23 protein-coding genes are annotated in these 25059 nt (G+C 48.7%); 6 read left to right on the plus strand and 17 right to left on the minus strand.

Annotated elements, in window-relative coordinates; translation table 11 throughout:
• Positions 1-39 precede the first annotated feature (39 nt).
• Positions 40-933 (plus strand): TIGR00730 family Rossman fold protein, encoded by an 894-nt coding sequence (locus tag R3187_RS02925; RefSeq protein WP_318965199.1) that lies wholly within the window; start codon positions 40-42, stop codon positions 931-933.
• Between the two features lie 133 nt (positions 934-1066).
• A complete protein-coding gene (locus tag R3187_RS02930) occupies positions 1067-1522 on the plus strand; it encodes a nuclear transport factor 2 family protein (protein WP_318965200.1) in 456 nt (151 codons plus the stop codon).
• 257 nt (positions 1523-1779) lie between these two features.
• On the opposite strand, the gene R3187_RS02935 is transcribed toward R3187_RS02930, so the two are convergent.
• The 10 genes from R3187_RS02935 to ffh form a co-directional block, all read right to left on the minus strand.
• Entirely contained in the window at positions 1780-2292 is a 513-nt protein-coding gene (locus tag R3187_RS02935; protein WP_318965201.1) for a hypothetical protein, read from the minus strand.
• Positions 2289-3689 (minus strand): RHS repeat-associated core domain-containing protein, encoded by a 1401-nt coding sequence (locus tag R3187_RS02940; RefSeq protein ID WP_318965202.1) that lies wholly within the window; start codon positions 3687-3689, stop codon positions 2289-2291. Before R3187_RS02940 ends, R3187_RS02935 begins: the two co-directional genes overlap by 4 nt.
• 263 nt (positions 3690-3952) lie before the next feature.
• Positions 3953-5089, minus strand: coding sequence for a bifunctional chorismate mutase/prephenate dehydrogenase (gene tyrA, locus R3187_RS02945; RefSeq protein WP_318965203.1), 1137 nt, complete (start codon positions 5087-5089; stop codon positions 3953-3955).
• A gap of 81 nt (positions 5090-5170) precedes the next feature.
• On the minus strand, positions 5171-6229 hold the full coding sequence (locus R3187_RS02950) for a 3-deoxy-7-phosphoheptulonate synthase (protein WP_318965204.1): 1059 nt from the start codon (positions 6227-6229) through the stop codon (positions 5171-5173).
• 238 nt (positions 6230-6467) lie between these two features.
• Positions 6468-7109 carry a DNA-J related domain-containing protein gene (locus R3187_RS02955; RefSeq protein WP_318965205.1) on the minus strand — a complete coding sequence of 214 codons (642 nt, stop codon included), beginning with the start codon at positions 7107-7109 and terminating at the stop codon, positions 6468-6470.
• A gap of 38 nt (positions 7110-7147) precedes the next feature.
• Positions 7148-7507, minus strand: coding sequence for a 50S ribosomal protein L19 (gene rplS / locus R3187_RS02960; protein WP_019675368.1), 360 nt, complete (start codon positions 7505-7507; stop codon positions 7148-7150).
• A 22-nt stretch (positions 7508-7529) separates the two neighbouring features.
• Entirely contained in the window at positions 7530-8306 is a 777-nt protein-coding gene (trmD, locus tag R3187_RS02965; protein ID WP_318965206.1) for a tRNA (guanosine(37)-N1)-methyltransferase TrmD, read from the minus strand.
• Positions 8306-8842: a ribosome maturation factor RimM gene (gene rimM / locus R3187_RS02970; RefSeq protein WP_318965207.1), complete on the minus strand. Its 537-nt coding sequence runs from the start codon at positions 8840-8842 to the stop codon at positions 8306-8308. The genes trmD and rimM overlap by 1 nt, the downstream gene beginning before the upstream one ends.
• Positions 8843-8869: 27 nt before the next feature.
• Entirely contained in the window at positions 8870-9121 is a 252-nt protein-coding gene (gene rpsP / locus R3187_RS02975) for a 30S ribosomal protein S16 (RefSeq protein WP_026349270.1), read from the minus strand.
• Positions 9122-9257: 136 nt separating this feature from the next.
• A complete protein-coding gene (gene ffh, locus R3187_RS02980; RefSeq protein WP_318965208.1) occupies positions 9258-10625 on the minus strand; it encodes a signal recognition particle protein in 1368 nt (455 codons plus the stop codon).
• Between the two features lie 183 nt (positions 10626-10808).
• Between ffh and R3187_RS02985 the strand changes: the two genes are divergently transcribed.
• The gene (locus tag R3187_RS02985) at positions 10809-11615 is read left to right on the plus strand and encodes an inner membrane protein YpjD (protein ID WP_318965209.1); all 807 of its coding nucleotides are present in this window, start codon (positions 10809-10811) and stop codon (positions 11613-11615) included.
• A gap of 82 nt (positions 11616-11697) precedes the next feature.
• Positions 11698-12987, plus strand: coding sequence for an HlyC/CorC family transporter (locus tag R3187_RS02990; RefSeq protein WP_318965210.1), 1290 nt, complete (start codon positions 11698-11700; stop codon positions 12985-12987).
• Positions 12988-13033: 46 nt separating this feature from the next.
• Here R3187_RS02990 and R3187_RS02995 read toward each other — a convergent pair whose 3' ends face one another.
• Both R3187_RS02995 and gshA read right to left on the minus strand, forming a co-directional pair.
• Positions 13034-13672: a hypothetical protein gene (locus tag R3187_RS02995; protein WP_318965211.1), complete on the minus strand. Its 639-nt coding sequence runs from the start codon at positions 13670-13672 to the stop codon at positions 13034-13036.
• A 125-nt stretch (positions 13673-13797) separates the two neighbouring features.
• The gene (gshA, locus tag R3187_RS03000) at positions 13798-15384 is read right to left on the minus strand and encodes a glutamate--cysteine ligase (RefSeq protein ID WP_318965212.1); all 1587 of its coding nucleotides are present in this window, start codon (positions 15382-15384) and stop codon (positions 13798-13800) included.
• A 216-nt stretch (positions 15385-15600) separates the two neighbouring features.
• Between gshA and R3187_RS03005 the strand changes: the two genes are divergently transcribed.
• Positions 15601-17145, plus strand: coding sequence for a PAS domain-containing methyl-accepting chemotaxis protein (locus tag R3187_RS03005; RefSeq protein ID WP_318965213.1), 1545 nt, complete (start codon positions 15601-15603; stop codon positions 17143-17145).
• 78 nt (positions 17146-17223) lie between these two features.
• Here R3187_RS03005 and pssA read toward each other — a convergent pair whose 3' ends face one another.
• From pssA to rluD, 4 genes are all read right to left on the minus strand, one after another.
• Positions 17224-18060 carry a CDP-diacylglycerol--serine O-phosphatidyltransferase gene (pssA, locus tag R3187_RS03010; protein WP_318965214.1) on the minus strand — a complete coding sequence of 279 codons (837 nt, stop codon included), beginning with the start codon at positions 18058-18060 and terminating at the stop codon, positions 17224-17226.
• A 214-nt stretch (positions 18061-18274) separates the two neighbouring features.
• Entirely contained in the window at positions 18275-20848 is a 2574-nt protein-coding gene (clpB, locus tag R3187_RS03015; RefSeq protein ID WP_318965215.1) for an ATP-dependent chaperone ClpB, read from the minus strand.
• 128 nt (positions 20849-20976) lie between these two features.
• On the minus strand, positions 20977-21735 hold the full coding sequence (gene pgeF / locus R3187_RS03020) for a peptidoglycan editing factor PgeF (RefSeq protein ID WP_318965216.1): 759 nt from the start codon (positions 21733-21735) through the stop codon (positions 20977-20979).
• Positions 21716-22690 carry a 23S rRNA pseudouridine(1911/1915/1917) synthase RluD gene (rluD, locus tag R3187_RS03025; protein ID WP_318965217.1) on the minus strand — a complete coding sequence of 325 codons (975 nt, stop codon included), beginning with the start codon at positions 22688-22690 and terminating at the stop codon, positions 21716-21718. The genes pgeF and rluD overlap by 20 nt, the downstream gene beginning before the upstream one ends.
• 122 nt (positions 22691-22812) lie before the next feature.
• On the opposite strand from rluD, the gene R3187_RS03030 reads away from it, so the two are divergent.
• On the plus strand, positions 22813-23559 hold the full coding sequence (locus tag R3187_RS03030; protein WP_318965218.1) for an outer membrane protein assembly factor BamD: 747 nt from the start codon (positions 22813-22815) through the stop codon (positions 23557-23559).
• Between the two features lie 58 nt (positions 23560-23617).
• Here R3187_RS03030 and radA read toward each other — a convergent pair whose 3' ends face one another.
• Positions 23618-24976, minus strand: coding sequence for a DNA repair protein RadA (gene radA / locus R3187_RS03035; protein WP_318965219.1), 1359 nt, complete (start codon positions 24974-24976; stop codon positions 23618-23620).
• Positions 24977-25059: the final 83 nt, after the last annotated feature.

A 25059-nucleotide genomic window follows, 5' to 3' on the forward strand; every position in this document is an offset into this window, starting at 1 on the left:
TTGTTAGTTTGTAATAAACACCACTGTGCAGGAGCTGTTATGTCAGACGCGCATAAGCTATATAAACGCCATTTCACCTCAGCTGAAGAATCACAAGCCGCGATTGCCAAATTGCAGGACCACGAGTCCTACAAGCTGGCCTTTGCCGACAACGATTTTTTAATGCAGGATGATTTGCGCCATGTCAGGTTGCAGCTGGAGTACCTGAAACCGCAACTGGTACTGGAGCAGCACGGCGTCGAAGCCACCATAGTAGTTTTTGGCAGCGCCCGTTTTCTGTCACCTGAGCAGGCGGATAAAAACCTGCAGTTGGCCGAACAGAGGCTGGCTAAGCAGCCAGAGGACAAAACGTTACAACAGGCCGTTAAACTGGCAAAACGCAACCAGAAAAACAGTGACTATTATCTGGCTTCACAACACTTTTCACAGCTGGTGACCGAGCATAGCAATAAACATCAGGACAGTGCCTTAATGATTATCAGCGGCGGCGGCCCCGGGGTAATGGAAGCCGCCAACCGCGGCGCGATGGCCGCCGGTGGTGAAAGTATCGGCTTAAATATTGTGCTGCCCAAAGAGCAGAACCCCAACCCGTACATTACCCCGCATTTCTGCTTTCAGTTTCACTATTTTGCCATTCGTAAAATGCACTTTCTGCAACGTGCCAGGGCGTTAGTTGCCTTCCCCGGTGGCTTTGGCACCCTTGATGAGTTGTTTGAAACCTTAACCCTGATTCAAACTAAAAAAGCCGAACGGGTGCCGGTTATTTTGTACGACAAAGCGTTCTGGCAAAGGCTAATAAACTTCGACATGCTGGCAGAAGAGGGCTTAATCAGCCCACAGGACTTAGAGCTTATTCAGTTTGCCGACACCCCGGAGCATGCCTGGCAACTGATTTATGATTACTATGAGTTAGGCCAAACGCAGCCAGAGTAAACAGGCCCAGCAACCGTTGATAGCAGTTACCACCGAAACCTGCTAAACCTGCTAAAGTTTTGTTACATTTTTGTCCTGCCCAATACGCATTCCTGTGCAACACTCCTCTGGAACACGCAATTGGAGCGAGCTGATGTCAAAATTAACTATTGTACTAACACTGTGCGCCGGGCTGTTGAGCTCGTTGCCACTATTTGCTAACGAAGACACCTCTCTGCACGATGAAATTCTGCAGTTGGATAAACAATTATTTGATGCGTTCAATCAGCGCGATATTGAAACCACTAAGCGGTTGCTGGATACCGATGTTGAGTTCTACCATGATACCGGCGGTTTGGCCGACTACCAGCAAACTATCGCCAACTTAAACCAGCTGTTCGCCAATGCTGGTGACCTAACCCGTACGTTGCTACCAGAGAGAACTGAGGTGTACCCGATTAAAGATTTTGGCGCTATTCAAACCGGCCAACACCGCTTTTGCCATACCGAAAATGAGGAGCCAGACTGTAACGTTTTTAAGTTTTTACATATCTGGAAAAAACAGGATGAGCGCTGGACAGTGGTCCGGGTAGTAAGTTATGACCATTAACCCATGCTCTGCCATACCTACATTTTGCCTTAACTCAGCTGCAACTAAGCTGAGCTTATTGATACCAAACCCACTGTCATTGGCAATAGCAGTGCCAGAAAATGCTGGCGCTGCACACAGCTGCCAGCCTTGCTATTTTACATTGCACCAGCAAACAATAATACACTGCCTGGTCTGCTGGTGGTTTTACTCAATTGAGGAGTTATGCCCCCTCTGGGAGACAACAAAATTTTGGAAACATGTACGAACCGAATGATTCAAATATTTTTTAATAGCGCCGAGACATACTTTTCTACGGCGCCAGCTCTCCCTTTTACTCCATCAAACTCATTCAACATCATGTTCTCTACGTTATCAAACCCACCAAATAACTTAAATATGTAGTCTTTATCTTCGACACGAAACAAGAAATAAATTACGTCTTGGTCTAGACGGACAGCCCAACGCTTAGACAAAGAAATAAGAACATAATTCCTCGTGAATCTGAAGTCATGCACCAAATAAGAAATTACTGATGTCTCACTTAAGAGAACTTTATCCATTTCATTCTTATCATGTGACAAGAAAAAATCCTCCTCCCCGATATAACACTCTAAGTCGCCAGATCTTCGACAGTACTCAAATAAAGCATCCCACATAAACTTTGGAGCGAAATTATCATGCAACAATCGATTGAACGCCAACGAGAACCATCGTTTTGGTAACTCAATATTATCGATATCATGTAATTCTTTACAAAGATAAAAAATGTCATCGTGTACAGTACTCATTTCTTTTTCACCTCTGGGTACCGAGCTGTATATTCCGGCACTCTCGCTCCAGGTTTATAAATTTTAATAGTATCCGTTCCAGCTGGAACACCGTCAGGATAAGGGCGGGATGAGGTATGTCTATTCGCATGCCTTCCTCCAGGCAACTTAACATTGTTCTCGTCTTTTAATTCAGCACCTTCCGTACTTTTTATTTTATCCCAATCAGCATCTGCTTGTTCTGGCGTTCCCAAAAGACCTCCTCTATCACCTTCTTTGCCAGGAGCAGAAACTTTATCACCTTTCAACTCATCAACAAGTTGATCAATAGGGTCGGCAGATTCATTTGCAGCATTAGTTGATTGAATAATATTTTGAAGAGCTCTTGCAGCCCTGTAAGCCGTATAAGCATTCCTCGCAATAACTGCACCTTCGATGACATACGGAATTGCTAAGACTACTACTCGCCCATCCGGATCAACAAATTTATACGGGTTATTATTCGCATAAGCATACCGGTTAAACATCATCGGATTGCTGGCTTTAAACCCCATTGGGTCGTTGGAATAAAACCGCCCGATAATTGGGTCATAATACCGTTGCTGCATATAAGTTAACTGCAGGTCGTCATCTTCAACATGGCCGGTGTAACCGGGCTTGTCTGACTGGGTGTTAGGGTCATTGTACTTGGCCACTAACTGGCTACCGAGATAAAAATAGTCGGTGTAACCGCCGCTTTCATAGGTGCTCATTAATACACCCTGGCTGTTATACAGGCTGTAGGTTTTGGCGCCGTTGTTGTTTTTCAGTACCCGCCGGCCATGGCCGTCATAACTGTAACTTACCGTGCCTGAACTCGCTAGCCGGTTTGCCCGGTTAAACACAAAGCCGCGTTGACCATTGTTTTCTACATTACCCCTGCTGTCATAGCTAAAGCTGCGATTTAACGAGCCGGTTACGCTGTTAAGCCGGTTATTAGTGCCGTAGTTATAGGTTAGCTGCTCGCTGCCCAGGGTTTTGCTTTCAATATTGCCAAGTTCGTCATAGCCAAAGCTACCGCTGCCCCAAAAACCGGTTGCTGAGGTTAACCTGTCAAGGTTGTCGTATCCTAAATCAAGTGAGTTAGTGGCTATAATGTTGTCGGTAATAGTTTCGATATTGTCGTTCGCGTCATAGAGATAAGTTTGCGATAACACGTTGCCTGACTTACTTACCACGCGGGTGTATGGTCGCATCTTGTCATCCAGTGTCTGGTGGAAAGCTTGACCATTACCATAATTAAACTGCTTTAACTGCCCGGTAGGATAGTACTGCGCCAAAGTAGCATAGGTACCGGCTTGCGTGGCCTGGCCAAACGCATTTGGCGCAAAGCTTACAGCGCGGCTGGATGGATACGTTAACGACGTTAAGTGCCCCATCGCGTTGTAATCAGGGTTTCGGTATCAACTAACCCCAGGTTGTTGTAAGGATCAGCAGGGCCAGCTCATTGATTTTGCCACGATCTTGCTACCCCATGAATAATGTAATTCAAGGTATTCGCCTAAAGCTCTCAACGTATAGCCGCCAGACTGAAATAACAAAACACAGCAATAAGAATCGAGCAAGGCACGAAGTAGTGTCAATATTATATGAGGGAGCACGCACCTAAACTAAATTTGATTGATGGAACAAAAAGAATAACCTAACTGCGGCTATCGGCTGCTTTTTGCAGCAGTTGCTTACTTTCCTGCAGAAACTGGCCGGCGAGTTCGCCAAAAAACTGCTGGCCTATAGCAAACTGAGCCATCAGGCCGGCTTTATCCTGATTTTTCAGCAATTGCAAAAGCTCACTAAAGCGCTGTTGATAACGCTCGAGCAAGGCGGTGACATCAGCCGATGACAGCATAATATCGGCATACAGCTCGGCATTCTGGGCAAATAAGCGACCTACCATGGCCAGCTCTAACCGGTATATTGGCGAGCTTAGTTGTAACAGCTGCGCTAAGTCAGCCTGCTCTTCTGCCAGATGGCTGCCGTACACCAAGGACGAAAAGTGACGCATTGCCTGAATCAGTTGCATCGCCTTATCGTGCTCTGCTGCGCTCTGGCTGGCTAGTTCTGCGCCCCAAACGCGCAGCTGTTGTAATAACCACTGATACTGACGCTCTGCCCTGCCATCACATACCACCACGACCTGCTTCACCAGATTAGTGATATCGGGGCCGAACATCGGGTGTAAGCCAACCACCGGGCCAGGGTGTTTGGCCAGCATCGCATTTAATGGTTGCTGCTTAATACTGGTAATATCGGCCAGCACGCAGTTATCCGGCAAAGCAGGTAGCTGGCTAATCACTTGCTCTGTTAATGTAATCGGCACCGCTATCAGCACCAGCGCAGCATCAGCGCATAACGTACTGGCATCTGGCCAGTCGCTCTGCTCCAGCACCACCACCTGATAGCCAGAGCGCTGAAATAAACTGACAAAGCGTTGGCCGAGCGCGCCGGCGCCGCCTACCACCACCACTTTACCGCCATCAGGCCGGCAACAGACAAAATGGTTTTCCTGGGTGGCGTAAGACTCACGCATAACCCGGCGCAGCACATCTTCGACCAGCTCTGGGGACACCTGCTGTGCCAGTGCCTGCTCGCGCCGCGCCGACAACAGCAGCTGCTCACGCTCAGGCACATACACCGGCAAGGCGAATTGCTGCTTTACCTTGCCTACCTGGGCGGTTACTTTGGCCCGTGCAGCCAGTAGTTGCACCAACTGGCTGTCAATGCTGTCAATCTGTTCACGCAGAGGAGCCAGCTGCTGCTGCGCCTGCTGTTGTTTATCCATGTTGTTGTTTAACCATGCTTTTATTTAATTATGCTGTTATTTAACTATGCTTATATTTAACTATGCTTTTATTTAAACATGCTAGGCCGCTGCTACCAGGCGCTGCATTTGCTGGTGCAAACTGGCCAGTAGCTGTGCAGTAGTTTCCCAGTCAATGCAGGCATCGGTAACCGACATACCATAATGCTCCGCTTTGCCATTGGTTAAATTCTGGCGACCACCAAACAAATGGCTTTCCAGCATAAGGCCAATAATAGCCTCGGTGCCAGCCAGCCGTTGCGACAACACCGCTTCTGCAACCGCAGGCTGGCGGTTATGATCTTTGTTCGAGTTACCATGGCTGCAATCCACTACTATACCGTGTGGCAGATTCAGTTTATCCAGCTCAGCCAGCGCAGCATTGATGCTGTCAGCATCGTAGTTGGGTTTAACGCCACCGCGCAAAATAATATGGCCGTCAGGGTTGCCGGCAGTTTGCACCAGGCTAACTTCACCACGTTGATTAATGCCAATAAAACTATGGCCACTGGCCGCAGATTGCAGACCATTTAATGCCACATTTAAATTGCCGTCGGTGCCGTTTTTAAAGCCCACCGGCATTGATAAACCACTGGCCATTTCGCGGTGGGTTTGCGACTCAACCGTCCGGGCGCCGATTGCCGCCCAGCTAATCAGATCAGATAAATATTGCGGGCTGATAGGATCCAGCGCCTCAGTCGCGGTAGGCAGCTCCATTTCCACCATTTTTAACAGTAACTCGCGGCCCCAGGTTAAGCCGGTTTCCAGATCGAACGAGTCATCCAGGTGTGGGTCATTAATAAAGCCTTTCCAACCGACTGTGGTGCGGGGCTTTTCAAAATAAACCCGCATAACAATATATAAGCTGTCGATGTATTGCTGTTGCAGCGCTTTTAACTTAGTAGCGTACTCAATCGCAGCCACCGGATCATGAATAGAACAGGGCCCGGTAACGACTAACAACCGTTTATCACGGCCATGCACGATATTGGCAATGTCGGCTCTGGCGCGGGCAACAAAATCAGCACCTTGCTCAGATAATGGCAGGGCTTTTTTCATTACTGCTGGTGGGCTTAGTGGTTTGGTTGCCACTATTCTTAAATCATCGACGATCTGGCTCATGCTAACTCCGCTGGTACAGTGTGGTGCTGGTGTTTAAGCATAGATAAAAACGACGGGACTACTGGTCTGACGCTTTGATGTAAACTTTTATATACAGCACGTAATTAATTAGATACGATTTGTGCATACTAAAGATCTTGACTGGCAGCGTCAACCCGCTATAAGTCAATAAATACAAGATAATTCAGAATTTACGGCAAGGAAATTTTTGTAAACTTATTCATACAAGCAAAGTGAGCTACTGACACTGCCGCAACAGACTCTGATATGCCCGCTGGATTTGCCTGAACTTTTCAGCATTTCCGCTGGCCCGATCCGGATGGGCTAACAAAGCCTGACTACGGTATGCCTTTTTTAATTCGGCCAGAGTAAAGCCTGGTTGCAATTTAAGTAGCTGTTGCGCCTGCTCAGCTGACAGTTGAGTTTTATCGTCGCTATTTTTGCGGTAATGCTGCCAGAACTGCCGCAGATACTCATCCAGCAATTGCTCGCTCATCGCATAAAAGTTTTGCCAGTCGCTATAGTATTCGCGTCGGCCGTTGTTATCACTCTGCATCGCCAGTGCCATAGGATCAGCTGCTGCGCTACTAACCAACCGTACTTTCGCCAGACCGATATCTAGAAAGCCTTCACCCGTGGCAAGCCAATCTGTTTGCAGCCGATATAATAAATGGTACAACACAAAGTGTTGCTGGAAACGCTGTAAATCCGGGCTAAGTTCAGTGTCGGTGCACAGTTTCAGCCCCAGGCGGGACATTAAGTATTGCTCGGTCAGAGTATGGTCGTCAGTGTCAGCAATCGCTGAGTGGATAAGGCCTGCCAGCTGATTTTTCAGAAGCTGTAATACTGGCTCGGTAAGTGGGGGTTGGCTAAGTGACATAAGAAAAAGGCCGGCAAAAGCCGGCCTTTAAGGTTTGCTTAGTTAAGCTTTTCGCGGATACGCGCTGATTTACCTGAACGATCGCGTAAGTAGTAAAGCTTAGCACGGCGAACCGCACCACGACGTTTAACGGTGATGCTGTCTACCAGCGGGCTGTGCGTCTGGAATACACGCTCAACACCTTCGCCATTAGAAATTTTACGGACGGTGAAGGCTGAATGCAGGCCGCGGTTACGCTTGGCGATAACTACGCCTTCAAACGCCTGCAGACGGCTTTTGTCGCCTTCTGTTACTTTTACCTGAACCACAACAGTGTCGCCCGGCGCGAACGCTGGAACGTCTTGCTTTAACTGTTCATCTTCAAGTTGTTTGATGATGTTTTGGCTAACTTTGCTCATAACAATCTCACTTTACCTGGAATTAACTATCTTGCTGCTGCAACGCCTGGTGTTCCTGTTGAAACTCAGCCAGTAATTTGCGTTGCTCCTTAGTCAGAGCCAGGGGTTTTAATATATCTGGCCGTCTTAACCAGGTCCTTCCCAGGGCCTGTTTCAAACGCCAGCGTCTGATTTCTTCGTGGTTACCGCTCAGCAAAACTGACGGCACCTGTTTATTGGCTAACACCTCAGGCCGGGTATAATGCGGACAATCCAGCAAGCCTTCAGAAAATGAATCCTGCGCTGCGGATAAGTCGTGCCCCAGTACACCAGGTACTAAGCGAGAAACTGCATCAATCAGTGTCATCGCCGGCAACTCGCCCCCACTTAACACGTAATCACCCACTGACCATTCTTCGTCAATTTCGCTTTCAATTACGCGCTCATCAATACCTTCGTAACGGCCAGCTACTAATAGTAGCTTATCGTGCGCGGCCAGCTCAGCCACACCTTTCTGATCTAACTTACGGCCCTGCGGCGATAAGTAGATGGTGTGAACCTTGCCCCCTGCGGCGTGTTTTGCCGCCCGAATTGCTTCGGTCAGAGGCTGAACCATCATTAACATGCCCGGACCACCACCATAAGGCCGGTCATCAACGGTACGATGCTTGTCCGTGGTAAAATCCCGCGGATTCCAGCATTGTAACTGCATAATGCCCTGCTTTACTGCGCGGCCGGTTACTCCGTATTGCGTAATAGCATCAAACATCTCTGGAAATAACGTGACAACGCCTAGCCAGAGTTTGGTGTTTTCCTGCATTAAAACGCCGGATCCCAGTCAACAATAATCCGCTTTTCAGCCAGGTCGACGCTTTTCACCACTGTATCGGTTAAAAACGGCAACAAACGCTCTTTCTTACCAAATGCATCTGTCCGGTTGGCCTTTACAACGATAACGTCGTTCGAGCCAGTTTCCATCATGTCCGAGACTTCACCTAAGTGATAACCTGCTTCATTTACCACGGCCAGACCCATCAGGTCTTTCCAGTAGTAATCGCCCTCTTCTAATGAAGGTAGCGTCTGCGCGGTTACCGCTATTTCAGCGTTAACATAGCGCTGGGCAATATCACGGTCACTAATGCCTTCCAGTTTTGCTATCAGGCCATTACTATGGCGCTTCCAGCTTGCAACCTGCACCGGTAGCCAGTTACCCTGTAATTTGATTTGCCAGGGTGTGTAGTCAAAAATCCCTTCCGGGATATCGGTGTAAGCAACTACCTTAAGCCAGCCATTGATACCGTAAACGGCACCAAACTTACCAAGGACAACTAAGTCTTTGTCGTCATTGTTACTCAAGGTTACTACTCCACACCAAGTTGCTAATTAAGCAGCTGCTTTCTTAGCGGTTTTTACCAGGTTTGCAACGCGGTCACTTAATGCAGCACCTTGTGCTACCCAGTGATCAACACGCTCCAGGTCCAGACGCAGTTTCTCTTCAGTACCGCCAGCGATTGGGTTAAAGAAACCCACGCGCTCAATAAAGCGGCCGTCACGAGCAAAACGGCTGTCCGCTACCACAACTTGGTAAAATGGACGCTTTTTCGCGCCACCACGTTGTAAACGAATAGTTACCATACCGTCCTCTAAAAATAATCGTTCAGGTTTTAAAAAATAATAAAGCCCCCAGTCAGACTGAAGGGCTGCTGCATTGTACGGATTTTTGCTGCAAATGCAAGGCATTTCAGGCTTTACAGCAGGTCCGTTAGCTTGTTCAGCGTGGTGGCAACATACCCGGTGGCAGTTTGCCGCCCATGCCGCGCATCATTTTCATTAAGCCACCTTTACCAGACATCTGTTTCATCATTTTCTGCATCTGCATAAACTGCTTCAGCAACTTATTGATATCCTGTACCTGACAGCCTGAGCCGGCAGCAATCCGCTTTTTGCGTGAACCTTTAATTAAATCAGGGTAATTGCGCTCTTTCGGGGTCATCGAGTTAATAATCGCTTCCATCCGGATAAACTGTTTATCATCCAGTTGCCCGGCGGCGCCTGCTGGCAGGTTTTTCATGCCCGGCAGCTTATCCATCATTGACATCATACCGCCCATGCCACGCATCTGTACCAGCTGATCCCGAAAGTCTTCCAATGAAAAGCCTTTGCCTTTCATCATCTTCTGAGCCATCTTCGCCGCTTTATCTTTATCGACTTTTTGTTCCAGATCTTCGATTAAGCTAAGCACATCGCCCATGCCCAGAATACGCGAGGCTATCCGATCAGGGTGAAACGGCTCTAAACCATCAGTTTTTTCTCCGGTACCCAGAAACTTAATCGGCTTACCGGTAATATGGCGAATAGACAACGCCGCACCACCACGGGCATCACCATCAACCTTGGTTAAAATAACCCCGGTTAACGGTAAGGCTTCATTAAAGGCTTTCGCGGTATTGGCAGCATCCTGGCCGGTCATTGCATCGACTACAAACAGCGTTTCAATGGGCTTCACAGCAGCATGCAGTGCTTTAATCTCTGTCATCATGTCGGCGTCGATATGCAAACGGCCGGCGGTATCGACCAACAGCACATCAAACATCCGGGTACGGGCATGAGCAATAGCAGCATTGACAATCGCCACCGGCTGCTGGCTTAAGTCACTGGGAAAGAACTCTACCCCAACATCAGTTGCCAGCGTTTCCAGCTGTTTAATTGCCGCCGGCCGGTAGATATCAGCAGATACTACCAGCACCTTTTTCTTTTTCCGCTCTTTTAAGAATTTGGCCAGTTTCGCTACCGATGTGGTTTTACCGGCACCCTGTAAACCTGCCATCAGCACGACTGCCGGCGGCTGGGTGTTCAGTGCCAACTCTTCATTGGCTTCACCCATTGCCTCTTCCAGCGCTTTACGGACAATTTTCAGAAACTCCTGGCCCGGGGTCAGACTTTTACTGACTTCCAGCCCGACGGAGCGCTCTTTTACGGTAGCGACAAAATCCCGCACCACCGGCAGCGCAACATCTGCTTCGAGCAACGCCATCCGCACTTCGCGTAATGTATCTTTTATATTGTCTTCGGTCAGACGGCCGCGGCCACTGATATTTTTTAAGGTTTTACTTAACCTATCAGACAGGTTCTCAAACATTTTTATTACCCGTATTCAACTATTGCGCCGATTATAACGCAGCCAGAGTGTTACGTCAGCCGCTTATCACGTGCTAAAGTTGTCAAAGCATCTATCCAGTATAACTGCCCCGGTATAACTACTGGGCATTAGTAAATAGTTACCATACAATAGTTAACCAACTGAATAACAGGATTGTTAATAATGACCGGACTGCTTCCTTTCTTCGCATTAGCGGCCTATTTACTGGCGACAGGCTCAGTGTTAATGCGGTTGTTTCATCCGAAAGGTCCTCATTTTAAGTTGATGTTCAGTGCTGGTATCCTCGGTCTGGTCCTGCATATGCTGGCATTGACCCAATTCCTGTTTACCCCGGCCGGCCAGAATTTCAGTTTAATTAATGTCAGCTCACTGGTTTGCTGGCTGGTTACGATGGCGGTCACTCTAACGGCGCTTCGCACCCCAACTATATTGTTGCTACCGGTAGTGTATGGCTTTGCAGCGCTGATGCAGCTGGCGACTTTATTAGTGCCGCAGGATTTACAACTGCAACATTTTGAGCAAAACGTCAGCCTGCTGGTACATATAACCCTGGCGTTTCTGGCCTACGTGGTGCTAACGATGGCAACGCTATACTCTTTTCAGGTCAGTTATATCAGCACTAAGCTGAAACAAAAGGACTTTACTCCGGTAAGCCAGTATCTGCCGCCGTTAATGCAGGCAGAAGCCATTCAGTTCCGGTTACTGATGGCAGGCACGGTGCTGCTGGGGCTGGCGCTGGCTATTGGTGTGATATTTATTGAAAACTGGCTGGGCAAAGCCAATCTGCATAAAACCATACTCAGTGCCGCCGCATTTCTGGTTTTTGTCAGTTTGTGCTGGGGCCATGCGCGCAAAGGCTGGCGGGGCAGAACAGCTATCACCTTAACCGTCATTGGCACCAGCCTGCTTACTCTGGCCTATTTTGGCAGTCGCTTTGTCAAAGAGGTGATAATTGATGGTCTGGGTTGAATTTGACGGTTTTTTGATAGCGCCCGGCGCTAAACTGCTGTTAAGATGCATTTTGATGTTTGGCAATAAAGGTATTTAGCTCTTGGACGACATATCGACCAGCACGCTGTTTATAATATTAGGCGTGCTCTTATTTTTATCTGCCTATTTCTCAGGATCAGAAACAGGCATGATGTCTGTTAACCCTTATCGTTTAAAACATTTAGCAAATAAAAATCATAAGGGTGCCATTCGGGTCAGCGAACTGTTAAAACGCCCTGACCGTTTAATTGGCTTAATTCTGATTGGTAATAATTTGGTCAATATTGCTGCAGCGACCGTAACTGCGCTGATTGGCGAACGTCTTTATGGCGATCTAGGTTTAGTAATAGCACCTATCGCCCTTACTCTGGTAGTTCTTATATTTTCAGAAGTCACCCCGAAAACGCTAGCTGCACTCTATCCTGAAAGGGTAGCATTTCCTTCTTCGTTAGTTTTAAAGTTTTTACTGAAAGTATTTTATCCTTTTGTATATTTATTAAATAAAATCACTAACGGTTTGCTTAACCTGCTGGGTGTCAGCCCTGAGAAACATCAGGGTAATAGTTTAAGTGCCGAAGAGCTGCGCACCGTGGTATACGAAGCCGGGGCACTGATCCCGGAGCAACATCAGAATATGCTGGTGGGTGTGCTGGATCTGGAAAACGCTACCGTCGAAGATATTATGATCCCGCGCAATGAAATAGTCGGCATCGATATTAATGATGATTGGAAAGACATTGAACGGCAATTAGCAAACTTCCAGTACAGTCGTATTTTGCTGTACCGGGACAATATTGACGATGCTATTGGCTTTGTCCATCCGCGTGAGCTGATGCGGCTGTTGATTAAAGAGCAACTGACCAAGGCATCACTGTTACGCGCGGCCAGTGAAATTTATTTTATTCCGGAAGGAACACCGCTTAACACCCAGCTGTTAAAATTTCAGGGCGCTAAAGATCGGATTGGTCTGGTGGTAGATGAGTACGGCGATATTCAGGGGCTGGTTACCCTGGCGGACATTTTAGAAGAGGTAGTTGGTGAATTTACCACTGATATAGCCGAAGATACCAATGAAGATATACTGGCGCAACCAGATGGCACCTTCTTAATTGACGGCAGTATCAATTTACGGGATTTAAACCGGGAAATGAAAATGAGCCTGCCGACAGACGGTCCTAAAACCTTAAATGGTTTGATTCTGGAATATCTGGAAGAAATACCGCAGGGCCGGCTGAGTGTTAAGCTTTCGGGTTACCCGATTGAAATTGTTGATGTACAGGACAATATGATTAAAAGTGTCCGGCTGCTAACCAACCCTAAAAAAACGGGCTCAAAAAAACCGGCCCATTAATTACTTCAGTGCTCAGATGCCTTACTAATGGGGTAAGGCAGCATTGTCAGCCAAAAAACAGCCGCCACAACCAGCCACGTTGTAGTTCTTTTTCACACTTTTTCAGTTGGCTGCTATATATCTTTGCCCGGTCATCTACCCGGCGCGCAACCGTTAATAACCAGGCTTTATGCTTATAACTACCCCGTCGGTAGCCACCCCAGCCTTCATGATAATTCAGGTATTGGTTGTATCCATCCCATTTTGATACCTTATTCAGGCGATGAGTTTTATCTATATACCAGCCCATAAAGTCAATTGCATCAGCAAAATCGTCCCGACTGGCCCAGAACCTGTCTGCCTCTTTTACATATTCGTCCCAGGTTACCGTCTTCGCCTGAGAGTAGCCATAAGCAGAACTGCCCCGGCCATAAGGAATAAAACCAATAAACCAGCGCATTGGCGGCCGGGCATTGTGTTTAAAACTGCTTTCCTGATACATGATGCTCATTGGCAACGCTATCGGCATACCCCATTTGTCACTGGCAGCAGCCGCGGCTTTATACCAGGAACGGTTCTCGCGAAATATTTCACAGACATCAGAGGTATTTTGTGGAGGCGGCGTACTGCAGCCGGCAAGCACACCAGCTAAGGTTACTGCAACTGCGTTTTTAAGGTATTTCTGGCTGAATTGAACTTTCTTCATCGGACTGATTCTAACAGGTTGCAAGGATGCAAACCAAGTTTTTGTTTTCCCCTGGATTCTCCTTTTAACGGCTGCCATCTGGCAGCCGCTTTTTTTTCTGTTCCTTTATTATCTTCTTTTATCAGCTAATTGCAGGCGGGTACTTCTGCAAAATAGTCGGCAATATACTGATCAAAACTCAGCCTGTCAGCAGCTTCAATTTGCTGTTGCTGCTGCACTGAATTGGTTGTCGCTGTAGCAAAATCCGCTACACTGTAAAACTGATAGTCTTCACTAAGTAGCTGCGCCTTGTACTGCTGCGCTTTAGCCAGCATAAAATGACCATTGTCCTGCTGCTCAGCCAGCAATTGATTTAATAATTGGCCGGAAAAAGTCTGGCCAGGATCAAGCAAGCACAGGTAGTACTGCTTTAATGCCGCCTGATATGCTGTTCCCTGATAGGCAGCGTCCAGCCAGTTAGCTATCGGCATCATGTCGGCAAAGATCTGCTCGGCCCAGTCCAGCATTAATCTGTTATTACCGTCCTGGTTCAGTTCCAGATTTAGCCGCCGGCCGTCAGTCACAACTTTTCGCAGATTCTGCTCGGTAATGGTTTGCTGCTCATCCGATAGCGGCGGGCTGTCCTGCAATAAACAATAAAGCAGGAAGATATCCAGTAAGCGCATTTGTTCAGCTGTGATCCCCACTGCACTGAACGGATTAACATCCAGCGCCCTTACTTCAATATATTCAACGCCGCGCTTAGCCAGGGCGCAGGTAGGCCGCTCACCCGATTCTGTCGTTCGTTTCGGCCGAATCGTGGAGTAAAACTCATTTTCAATCTGCAGGACATTGCCATTCAGTTGCTGATATTCACCCTCTTTTTTCACCCCGATATTGCGATACTCAGCTGATGGCTGACTTACTGCATTGTGCAGGCCCTTAATGTATTCCGGTAAGCTGTTATAGGTGATACTCAGGCTTGACTGCGCACTGTTAGTGTACCCTAAATCGCTCATCCGCAGTGATGTGGCATAAGGCAGATATAAGGTGCCTTTGCCAAGCTGCTGAAAAGAATAACGGGAGCTACGCCCGGACAGAAACGATTGACACATCGCCGGCGACGCACCAAATAAATAGACAATAAGCCAGGCATAGCGCTTATAATTGCGGATAAGCGCCAGATATTGTTCTGAAATAAAGTCCTGCAGCGGGCTTTGATCACCAAGCTGCTGCCGATACAGCAGCCAGAAGCTTTGCGGTAATGAAAAGTTATAATGGACGCCGCTAATCGCCTGCATCATACTGCCATAACGGTTGTGTAAACCTTTACGATATAAGGTCTTCATCCGGCCCACATTAGAACTGCCATATTGCGCTAACGGTATTGTGGTGCTCTCGTCAATAAAGCACGGCATACTGGCAGGCCAGAGTCCTTCCTCACCCAGCTGCTTTACCGTATAGCGATGGATATCGGCCAACTGAGCCAGGGTGGTATCAATACTGGTACTTGCCGGAGTGATAAACTCAAGCAGTGATTCTGAAAAATCAGTAGTGATCCATGGGTGGGTTAATGCCGCCCCCAGGCTGGCAGGATGCGGCGTCAAAGCCAGACTACCATCGGCGTTAATTCGCAGGGTTTCGCGTTCAATACCCCGTTTTATCCCAACTATAGCATCTTTATTTTTATCGGACGCCAGCGCATGCAGGCGGTGTTGCAGGATATCAGCCAAGTGGGACCCTTACTTTTAAATTGTGCCATCCAACATGGGGTGGCGTTATTAAAATCTCAAGCATGATTGCTAATTTAACGCGCCGAACTCATTTCAACAATCTCTTTGTCACACCAGTGCGCTCAATAGCCTGAATGAGCAGGTGAGTCTGCTGAAATAAACTATGATCTACAGTACTATTTGACCAAAGAACCGCTATCAGCCGCCGGGAGCCGCATGAATCGCCGCAACAGCCTTCTTATTAATGAAGAAGTAAGCTACTCTGCCAGTGAAGAGCTGGTATCTACCACCGATTTACGGGGCGTAATCACTTATGCCAACGAGGCTTTCTGTAAGATTGCCGGCTACAATAAAGATGAGTTAGTAAGCAAAAATCATAATATCGTCCGCCATCCGGATATGCCAGCAGCGGCTTTTGCCGACTTATGGCAGAAGCTGAAACAAGGTGAATCGTGGCGTGGCATCGTTAAAAACCGCTGCAAAGATGGCCGTTACTATTGGGTTGATGCCTTTATCACCCCGATTTTTCAGCAGGACAAACTGGTAGGCTATCAATCTGTGCGGGTTAAACCCGATAGTCAGACGGTTAAGCGCGCTGCAGAAAGTTACCCGGCCATGCTGGCTGGCAAGACCCCGTCAGACTGGCGTAGTAATTTTAATGCAAAACGCCTGCTCGCTGCCCTGTTGACAGTAATTCTGATCGCGGCCGGCAGCTGGTATCTTGGCATAGCATTTTTACTCTCAGCATTATTGCCACTGATCTGGCTGCTGTGTTTTTATGATGAATTGGTTGTCATTCCTGATAAATTGCAACAGCAAAAGCAGCAGTTTGACAGTGTTTCGCGCTGGGTATATTCCGGTTTCGGGCCCTTTGGTATTGCTGATTTTCAAAATAAAATGCTACAGGCCAGGCTTAGAACTGTGCTGGGACGGACAATGGATAGCACTACGGTATTGAGTCATATTGCAGAAAGTCAGGCGGAAGCGGTATCGCTGACAGAGCAAGGGGTGGCACGGCAACATCAGCAACTGATCAGTATCGCTACCGCAATTCATCAACTAAACGCCACCGTGCAGGATATTGCCAGCCGCACGTTAGAAACCAACCAGCATGTTGCCAATACTCATGCAATATGCGAAACCGCCAAACAGGCGATGCAGCAAACTGCCAGCACGGTGCAGCAGTTGGCGACAGAAGTCAGTGGAGCAGCGAATACTGCAGATAGTCTGGCCACAGAAGCTGAACGAATTGGTACCGTGATGACTGAAATTCAGGGTATCGCCGATCAAACCAATTTACTGGCACTTAACGCTGCTATCGAAGCGGCCAGAGCGGGTGAACATGGCCGTGGCTTTGCGGTAGTGGCAGATGAAGTCAGGGCGCTTTCAACCCGCACCCATAAAGCGACAGAACAAATTAAATTGTCCATTGCCGAAATCCAGCAAACATTACTGAGCTGGGGCAAAGTGATGCAACAAAGTAAAGAGCAGACCGAGTTGTCCGTCAGCCAGACTCAGCAAAGCCAGCTGCAACTGGCAGAAATTGTCAGCATGATGAATACCATCAGCAGCCTGTCGGGTCAGATAGCTACTGCGGCAACCCAGCAAGGCGCGGTAGCTCAGGATGTTGAAAACAATGTCGGTGCTATTCAGCGTATCGCTGATGGCAATCTGGCCAATAGCAAGGTGGTTGCTGAGAACAGCCAGCAATTACAACAAAAAGCGGCCGAGATCAGAAGTTTAAATAAGAGTTTTGGCTGATAACTGGCTAAGACAAAAATGCCGTTACTTTAAATAAAGTAACGGCATTCGCTTTACTAAATAGTAGAGAAAAGGTGACTAGGAACGTGGCTCATTGTCCGGCTCGTCAACTTTGACTGCGTCATTGCGTTCCTGTAATTCATCAGCAAAATCAGCATCATTAGTATCCCCAACCACATGCTCCAGCTTTAATTTGCGTACACTGCGGATAGTAGTAACAGGGCCGGAACAGGCATAAATAAAGAAAATACCGAATAACATTTCAGCCGGCCGGGCAGCGATAACGACAAAGATCAGCACCACACATAGTATCGCCAGAAAAGATACCCGATCGCGCCAGTTAACATCTTTAAAGGAATGATAGCGGAAATTACTGACCATCAGTAAGCCGGTAATAATAGTAAGCAAGCCAACCAGATAACCAATGTTATCGCCGTCAATTTCGTAAATGGAGCCTGTCCACACCATACCCGCGATAATCGCAGCAGCAGCCGGACTGGCTAAACCCTGAAAGAACCGGCCGTCAGTTACACTTAAGTTTGCATTAAAACGTGCCAGCCGAAGTGCAGCACAAGCAACAAAAATAAAGGCTGCCAGCCAGCCAAATTTACCTAAATCGGCCAGCCCCCAATTGTAAGCCACCAGCGACGGAGCAACCCCAAATGACAACATATCCGACATACTGTCGTATTGGGCGCCGAATTCACTTTGGGTATTAGTCAGACGGGCAACCCGGCCATCCAGGCCGTCAAAAACCATCGCCACAAAAATGGCTACTGCGGCTGCTTCAAAATGACCGTTCATGGAAGAGACAATGGCGAAAAACCCGGCGAACAACCCCCCTGTCGTCAGAAGATTCGGCAGCAGGTAGATGCCTTTGCGTGGGCTGGTGTCAGTATTTTTTGAGTCTGTCATAAAACATCTTTTCTGATTAGCAATGAATAGATTATAAGGGACTTACCGTAACATGGATAGGCAAAGGGTAAAACTTGCTGCACTTTCGACTCTGCAACCAACTGTGCAACAACTGACTCTGCGAATGATCCAGCTAAAAAACAGCAACAGTCAGAGCGCAGTCTGACTGTTGCTGTTAGCTTATTCCAGCTTATTGTTGATATTACTTCCAGGCTTAACTGCTGATCACAAACTGCTCGCCGTCATGATCAACTTTAATGGTCGCTCCGGGTAGCATGGTTCCCTGCAACAAGGTTTGAGCCAACGGGTTTTCCAGATGTTGCTGAATGGCCCGCTTCAGCGGTCTGGCCCCGAACAGTGGGTCAAAACCCACGGCGGCCAGCTTATCGAGCGCTGCATCAGTAACGTTAAGCTCAAACTGGCGATCCTGCAGTCGTTTTTCCAGCCTGCCCAGCTGAATACGGGCAATTTTTTTAATCTGGCCGGTATCCAGCGGATGAAACACCACTGCCTCATCTAACCGGTTTAAAAATTCCGGCCGGAATTGCTTGCTAAGAACGCCCATCAGCATATCTTTCATCTGCTGGTAGCTATACTCCTGATAGTGTTCCTGAATTAAATCAGAACCCAGATTGGACGTCATAATGATCACACTGTTTTTAAAATCGACAGTGCGGCCCTGACCATCGGTTAAACGGCCGTCGTCCAGCACCTGCAGCAAAATATTAAATACATCCGGATGGGCTTTTTCTACCTCATCCAGCAGGATCACCGAGTATGGCTTACGGCGGACTGCTTCCGTTAAATAACCGCCCTCTTCATAGCCGACATAGCCCGGCGGCGCGCCCACCAGCCTGGATACCGCATGTTTTTCCATAAACTCTGACATATCAATCCGTACCATGGCATCCGGACTGTCGAATAAAAACTGCGCCAGTGACTTGGTCAGCTCGGTTTTACCTACCCCGGTAGGGCCCAGAAACAGGAAAGAACCAATAGGTTTGTTCGGATCAGCCAGCCCGGCGCGGGAGCGGCGTATTGCATTTGCTACCGCAGTAACCGCTTCATGCTGACCAACCACAGTGCCGTGCAAGGCATCCTCCATCCGCAGCAACTTATCGCGCTCGCCTTCCAGCATTTTACTGACCGGAATACCGGTTGCCTTAGACAATACGTCGGCAATTTCCTGCTCAGTAACTTTATGGCGCAGTAAGGTCATTTCCTGCATTTCTGCCTGACTGGCTAAATCAAGCCGCTTTTCCAGTTCAGGAATGCGGCCATACTGCAGCTCGGACATCCGTTGCAAGTCGCTAACGCGGCGGGCTACCTCCAAATCCAGTCGGGCCTGCTCCAGCTCCGCTTTGATATTCTGGGTGCCTTGCAGGGCAGCCTTTTCTGACTCCCATACTTCATCCAGCTCGTTATAATTCTGGTCAAGCTCCTGAATTTGCTCCTGAATAATGTCCCGACGTTTTTTACTGCCTTCATCTGACTCTTTTGCCAGGGCATTATCTTCCAGTTTCAGCTGAATAATCCGCCGCTCCAGCCGATCGAGCTCTTCCGGTTTCGAATCCATCTGCATCCGGATGCTGGAGGCCGCTTCGTCAATTAAATCTATCGCTTTGTCCGGTAACTGGCGATCGCTGACATAGCGGTGCGATAGCGTTGCTGCCGCTACAATGGCCGGATCGGTAATTTCAACTGCATGGTGCAGTTCATAACGCTCTTTTAAGCCACGTAAAATTGCAATGGTATCTTCAACACTGGGCTCTTCGACCAATACCTTCTGGAACCGGCGCTCAAGCGCAGCATCTTTTTCAATATACTTGCGATATTCGTCTAACGTAGTAGCACCCAGACAATGCAGTTCACCGCGGGCCAACGCGGGTTTAAGCATATTGCCGGCATCCATTGCGCCTTCTGCCTTACCGGCACCAACCATCGTATGGATTTCGTCAATAAACAGAATCACCTGACCTTCTTCTTTGGCCAGTTCGTTTAATACCGCTTTTAAACGCTCTTCAAATTCGCCACGGTATTTGGCACCGGCCAGCAACGAGCCCATATCCAGTGACAGCACCCGTTTGCTTTTCAGGCCCTCGGGTACTTCTTTATTAATTATCCGCAGCGCCAGCCCTTCAACAATAGCGGTTTTACCGACCCCGGGCTCACCGATTAGCACCGGGTTATTTTTGGTGCGCCGCTGCAGCACCTGAATACAGCGACGGATCTCTTCATCCCGGCCAATTACCGGATCCAGCTTGCCAGCTTCAGCCCGGGCGGTAAGATCGATAGTGTATTTCGTTAACGCCTGGCGGCTGTCTTCAGCATTCGGGTCATCCACATTCTGGCCCCCACGGATATCCTCAATAGCGGCATCGACTTTTTCTTTGGTCACGCCAAGCAAGCGCAGAATATTCCCTAACTCGGTCTTATCCTCGGTAGCGGCCAACACAAAGAGTTCACTGGAAATAAACTGGTCTTTGCGCTTCTGGGAAAACTTGTCGCATTGCTGCAACAACTGGGCAGTTGCGGTCGACAACTGCATATTGGTGCCCTCACCCTCTACCTGTGGTAAGCGTTCAATGGCTTTACTGACTTTGGCACGCAGTTCATTAAAATTAATAGCGAGTTTATTCAGCAGATCGCGAACGGTGCCACCTTCCTGATTTAACAGGGCGAACATCAGATGAACTGGCTCAATAAACTGCTGATCACGGCCCAGTGCCAATGACTGCGCATCGGCAATGGCCTCCTGGAATTTACTGGTAAATTTGTCTAAACGCATGCTTAGCTCCACATCATGTAACCTTGATGTGTAGTAAGATTGGGTGATACTGAGCAAATATCAAGCAACAGACGTCAAAAAATTGACTTAGATCAGAAAAACAGCTGTTACCTGCTGTTGCTAAAGATTTATTCTAACCAGATCGCAGCCGCCATCCGCCCGGTTTGGCCATCGCGCCGATAAGAGAAAAAGTCCGCAGCTTGCCGGTAAGTACAGTAGTCACCACCATATACAGCACTGACGCCCAAGCGAGCCAGGCGCTGGCGGGCCAGCAGATATAAATCTGCCAGCCATTTACCCTGCTCAGTGGCAACAAAAGCACTGGCAGCGGCCGGATCCTGCTGCATAAAGGCTGCCCGCACTTCGCCGCCAACTTCAAAAACCGGCTGGCTGATAGCCGGCCCAAGCCAGGCCATACACGTTGCGGGCTGGCTAAACAACCGCATTGTGTTTTCGATAACGCCATTGCACAGGCCACGCCAACCCGCATGTACCGCTGCTATTTCAGTACCAGCCTGATTACAAATCAGCACCGGTAAGCAATCTGCAGTCATTACGGTACAGATAATCCCGGCCTGGCGACTGAAACTGGCATCGGCATCCGTGCCATCAGAGTCACTGAGATAGGCAGTGTCGGCAGATAAAGTGATGCAGCGGCTACTATGGGTCTGATTAAGCCAGACGGGCTGGCCTGGCATCTGGGCGGTACTCCGGAATAGCTGGCGGTTGCGATTGACAGCGGCAGGATCGTCACCGACATGACGGCCTAAATTCAGGCTCTGATAAGGCCCAACTGAACAGCCCCCTGCCCGGGTAGAGCAGACCGCTTTAACATTGGCCGGTGCTGGCCAGTCAGGGGTTATCACTTCAGGCTTCGTCCATGCCATGCAGCTGGGTATCAGCCCGCAGTGCGGCGTTCAGTTCAACTAAATCATCAGGCAACGGCGCATGCCATTCCAGAATTTCGCTGGTTATCGGGTGAGCTAACCGTAACATGGCAGCATGCAGTGCCTGACGTTTAAAATTACGGAGCATTACCAGCAAGCTTTCTGCCGCTTTACGGGGTGGCCTTGGCCGTCCGCCATAAACCGGGTCTCCGACTAACGAGTGGTTGATAAAGGCCATATGTACCCGGATCTGGTGAGTTCGGCCGGTTTCCAGTCGCAGTCGCAAGCGGGTATGGCCACGGTATTTCTCCATTACCCGATAGTGGGTTACTGCCGGCTTACCGCCTTCAATAACCGCCATTTGGGTTCGCTTAGTCTGATGACGGCCAATCGGCTGGTTAACAAAACCACCGCCGGTCATTTTGCCATAACAGATAGCCTCATACTCGCGGGTAATTTCCCGTGCCTGCATTGCTTCCACCAAATGGGTCTGGGCCGGAATCGTCTTCGCGACCACCATTAAGCCGGTGGTATCTTTATCCAGCCGATGGATAATGCCAGCGCGTGGCACTTCGGCAATCGCCGGGCAATGATGCAGCAAGGCGTTAAGCAAGGTGCCGTCAGCATTGCCGGCACCCGGGTGCACCACCAGCCCGGCAGGTTTATTTATTACCAGAATATGTTCATCTTCATGCAGAATATCCAGCGCTATCGGCTCGGCACCGAAGCGTTGTTCTTCGACAATATCTGCAACAATATCAACCTGTTCGCCACCGACCACCTTGAACTTCGGCAGGTTCTGGACGTTCTGATCCAGCTGCACGGCATCGGCCAGGATCCATTCTTTTATCCGGGAGCGCGAATAATCCGGGAACATTTCGGCTAAAGCCTGATCTAAGCGCTTACCATAAAAGTGGTCAGGGACGATTTGTGAAAGTTTTATCTGTTTTGTCATGACGGAAGCAGTTATCCTGTGTGCAACCCCAACTTATCTGGGGTAGAATCGCATTAGCGCTTATTTTAGCGATTTTACACCCGACTAGACAGCCATTTAGCCAAGTAGTTACGGATTTTTACATGAAAGCGAATTTTTTACTGATAGTAGTTGTATCTTTAGTGTTAAGCGCCTGTGCCGGCAAGCCATCTCAGCCAGACCCGAGCACCCAGACTGCCCAGGCAATGTATCAACAGGCAAAAGAGGTACTGGATAATGGCTTGTATAACAGAGCCGTTGAGTTATTGCAGGCAGTAGAGTCACGCTATCCTTTCGGCCCTCTGGCGCGTCAGGTGCAACTTGATTTAATTTATGCCTATTACAAAAGCGGAAATTTGCCGCAGGCACTGGCCAGTATTGACCGCTTTATCCGGCTGAACCCTAACCAGCCAGACTTAGATTATGTCTACTACATGCGCGGTTTAGCTAATTTAAAAGCCGATGAAAATAGTTTTCAGGAATTCTTTGGCGTTGACCGGGCAGACCGGGATTTAAGCAGCACCCGCCAGGCATTTGATGATTTTAAAATTCTGGTTACTAGCTACCCGGCCAGTAAATACAGCGCTGAAGCCAAAAACCGGATGGTTCAGATAAAAGATACCCTGGCCCGGCATGAATTAATGGTTGCTGATTATTATATGCGCCGCGGTGCTTATCTGGCAGCCGCTAATCGAGGCAAGTATGTAGTGGAGTATTTCCGGGACTCACCTCATGTTGAGCAGGCTCTGGAGGTGATGGTAGAAAGTTACGATAAGCTGGGCCTGGAAAAGCTTAAAAATGATACCCATAAGGTGTTAAAGCATAATTTCCCGGCAAACAACCGGTTCTGATTTGAAAAGCCCCGATAGCGGGGCTTTTTGTTTTAACGGGCCGTTAACGAGCGGCAGACTAGATTGCTTCCAGTGCTTCGGCAAGTTTTGATACCGCCACAACCTCCATCCCGCTAATCGGCTCCTTAGGTTTATTCCCCAAAGGCACAATAGCTCTTTTGAAACCATGTTTTGCCGCTTCTTTTAAACGCTCGATACCGCTTGGCACCGGCCTTATCTCTCCCGCCAGACCAACTTCTCCAAACACCACTAAATCGTTGGGTAACGGTTTGTCCCGAAAGCTCGACACCAATGCCAGTAAGGTGGCTAAATCGGCGCTGGTTTCATTAACTTTAACCCCGCCTACCACGTTGACAAAAACATCCTGGTCGGCCATCTGAATACCAGCATGGCGATGCATCACGGCAAGCAACATTGAAATCCGGTTCTGCTCCATACCCAGGGTAACCCGGCGTGGATTATTCAGGGGGGAATGGTCGACCAGCCCCTGAATTTCAACCAGTAGTGGCCGGGTACCTTCCCATAACACCATCACGATACTGCCTGACTGATCTTCTTTGCCCCGGGTCAGAAATATTGCCGAAGGGTTTTTCACCTCCTTCATGCCCTGGCCGGTCATGGCAAATACACCCAATTCATTGACCGGACCAAACCGGTTTTTATTGCCCCGCAGCGTCCGGTAACGGCTATCGGTATCACCTTCCAGCATCACCGAGCAGTCAATACAATGCTCCAGCACTTTCGGGCCGGCCAGCGATCCATCTTTCGTGACATGGCCTACCATAATTATCGCGATATTATATTGTTTGGCAAAGCGGGTCAGAAAAGCGGCACTTTCTCTTACCTGCGACACACTGCCAGGAGCAGACTGAATATCAGCCAGATGCATAACCTGAATAGAGTCAATGACCATGATCCGGGGTTTTTCCTGCTGTGCCAGCAAACAGACGGTTTCGACATTGGTTTCTGCCAGCATATTTAATTTGCTGCTGGGCAGCCCCAGCCGCTGGGCCCGCATCGCGACCTGTTGCAATGACTCCTCCCCGGTCACATACAACGCACTGCCCTGCTCGGCTAAACCACACATTAACTGCAGCAGCAAGGTACTTTTACCGGCACCTGGCGCGCCACCAATTAAAATGGCAGAGCCGGGCACAATACCACCACCGAGCACCCGGTCAAACTCGGCAAAACCAGAGCTAAACCGCGGTACCTCCTGCAAATCAACCTCATCCAGCCGCATCACTCTGGCCTGCGCTGCTCCGGCATACCCCTGGCGCGTTCCGGGGGTTTTTACTGCTCCCAGCCGGACTTCTGTAATACTGTTCCAGGCGCCACATTCGGTGCACTGTCCTTGCCAGCGCATAAAGTCGGCACCACACTCATTACAAACGTAAGCCGTTTTTACTTTTGCCATTACTAAAAACCCTAATTTGAAAGAAAGGCACAGATATTGCTTTTCAATTTATAACCACGTAGCGTACTACGATTATAACCAGA

This window comes from Arsukibacterium sp. (assembly GCF_033721375.1).
Lineage (GTDB): Bacteria > Pseudomonadota > Gammaproteobacteria > Enterobacterales > Alteromonadaceae > Alishewanella.

Coding starts and splice junctions, on each gene's coding strand:
- R3187_RS02925 (WP_318965199.1), top strand. CDS start 40: ATGTCAGACGCGCATAAGCTATATAAACGCCATTTCACCTCAGCTGAA.
- R3187_RS02930 (WP_318965200.1), top strand. CDS start 1,067: ATGTCAAAATTAACTATTGTACTAACACTGTGCGCCGGGCTGTTGAGC.
- R3187_RS02935 (WP_318965201.1), bottom strand. CDS start 2,292: ATGAGTACTGTACACGATGACATTTTTTATCTTTGTAAAGAATTACAT.
- R3187_RS02940 (WP_318965202.1), bottom strand. CDS start 3,689: ATGGGGCACTTAACGTCGTTAACGTATCCATCCAGCCGCGCTGTAAGC.
- tyrA (WP_318965203.1), bottom strand. CDS start 5,089: ATGGATAAACAACAGCAGGCGCAGCAGCAGCTGGCTCCTCTGCGTGAA.
- R3187_RS02950 (WP_318965204.1), bottom strand. CDS start 6,229: ATGAGCCAGATCGTCGATGATTTAAGAATAGTGGCAACCAAACCACTA.
- R3187_RS02955 (WP_318965205.1), bottom strand. CDS start 7,109: ATGTCACTTAGCCAACCCCCACTTACCGAGCCAGTATTACAGCTTCTG.
- rplS (WP_019675368.1), bottom strand. CDS start 7,507: ATGAGCAAAGTTAGCCAAAACATCATCAAACAACTTGAAGATGAACAG.
- trmD (WP_318965206.1), bottom strand. CDS start 8,306: ATGCAGGAAAACACCAAACTCTGGCTAGGCGTTGTCACGTTATTTCCA.
- rpsP (WP_026349270.1), bottom strand. CDS start 9,121: ATGGTAACTATTCGTTTACAACGTGGTGGCGCGAAAAAGCGTCCATTT.
- ffh (WP_318965208.1), bottom strand. CDS start 10,625: ATGTTTGAGAACCTGTCTGATAGGTTAAGTAAAACCTTAAAAAATATC.
- R3187_RS02985 (WP_318965209.1), top strand. CDS start 10,809: ATGACCGGACTGCTTCCTTTCTTCGCATTAGCGGCCTATTTACTGGCG.
- R3187_RS02995 (WP_318965211.1), bottom strand. CDS start 13,672: ATGAAGAAAGTTCAATTCAGCCAGAAATACCTTAAAAACGCAGTTGCA.
- R3187_RS03005 (WP_318965213.1), top strand. CDS start 15,601: ATGAATCGCCGCAACAGCCTTCTTATTAATGAAGAAGTAAGCTACTCT.
- pssA (WP_318965214.1), bottom strand. CDS start 18,060: ATGACAGACTCAAAAAATACTGACACCAGCCCACGCAAAGGCATCTAC.
- clpB (WP_318965215.1), bottom strand. CDS start 20,848: ATGCGTTTAGACAAATTTACCAGTAAATTCCAGGAGGCCATTGCCGAT.
- pgeF (WP_318965216.1), bottom strand. CDS start 21,735: ATGGCATGGACGAAGCCTGAAGTGATAACCCCTGACTGGCCAGCACCG.
- rluD (WP_318965217.1), bottom strand. CDS start 22,690: ATGACAAAACAGATAAAACTTTCACAAATCGTCCCTGACCACTTTTAT.
- R3187_RS03030 (WP_318965218.1), top strand. CDS start 22,813: ATGAAAGCGAATTTTTTACTGATAGTAGTTGTATCTTTAGTGTTAAGC.
- radA (WP_318965219.1), bottom strand. CDS start 24,976: ATGGCAAAAGTAAAAACGGCTTACGTTTGTAATGAGTGTGGTGCCGAC.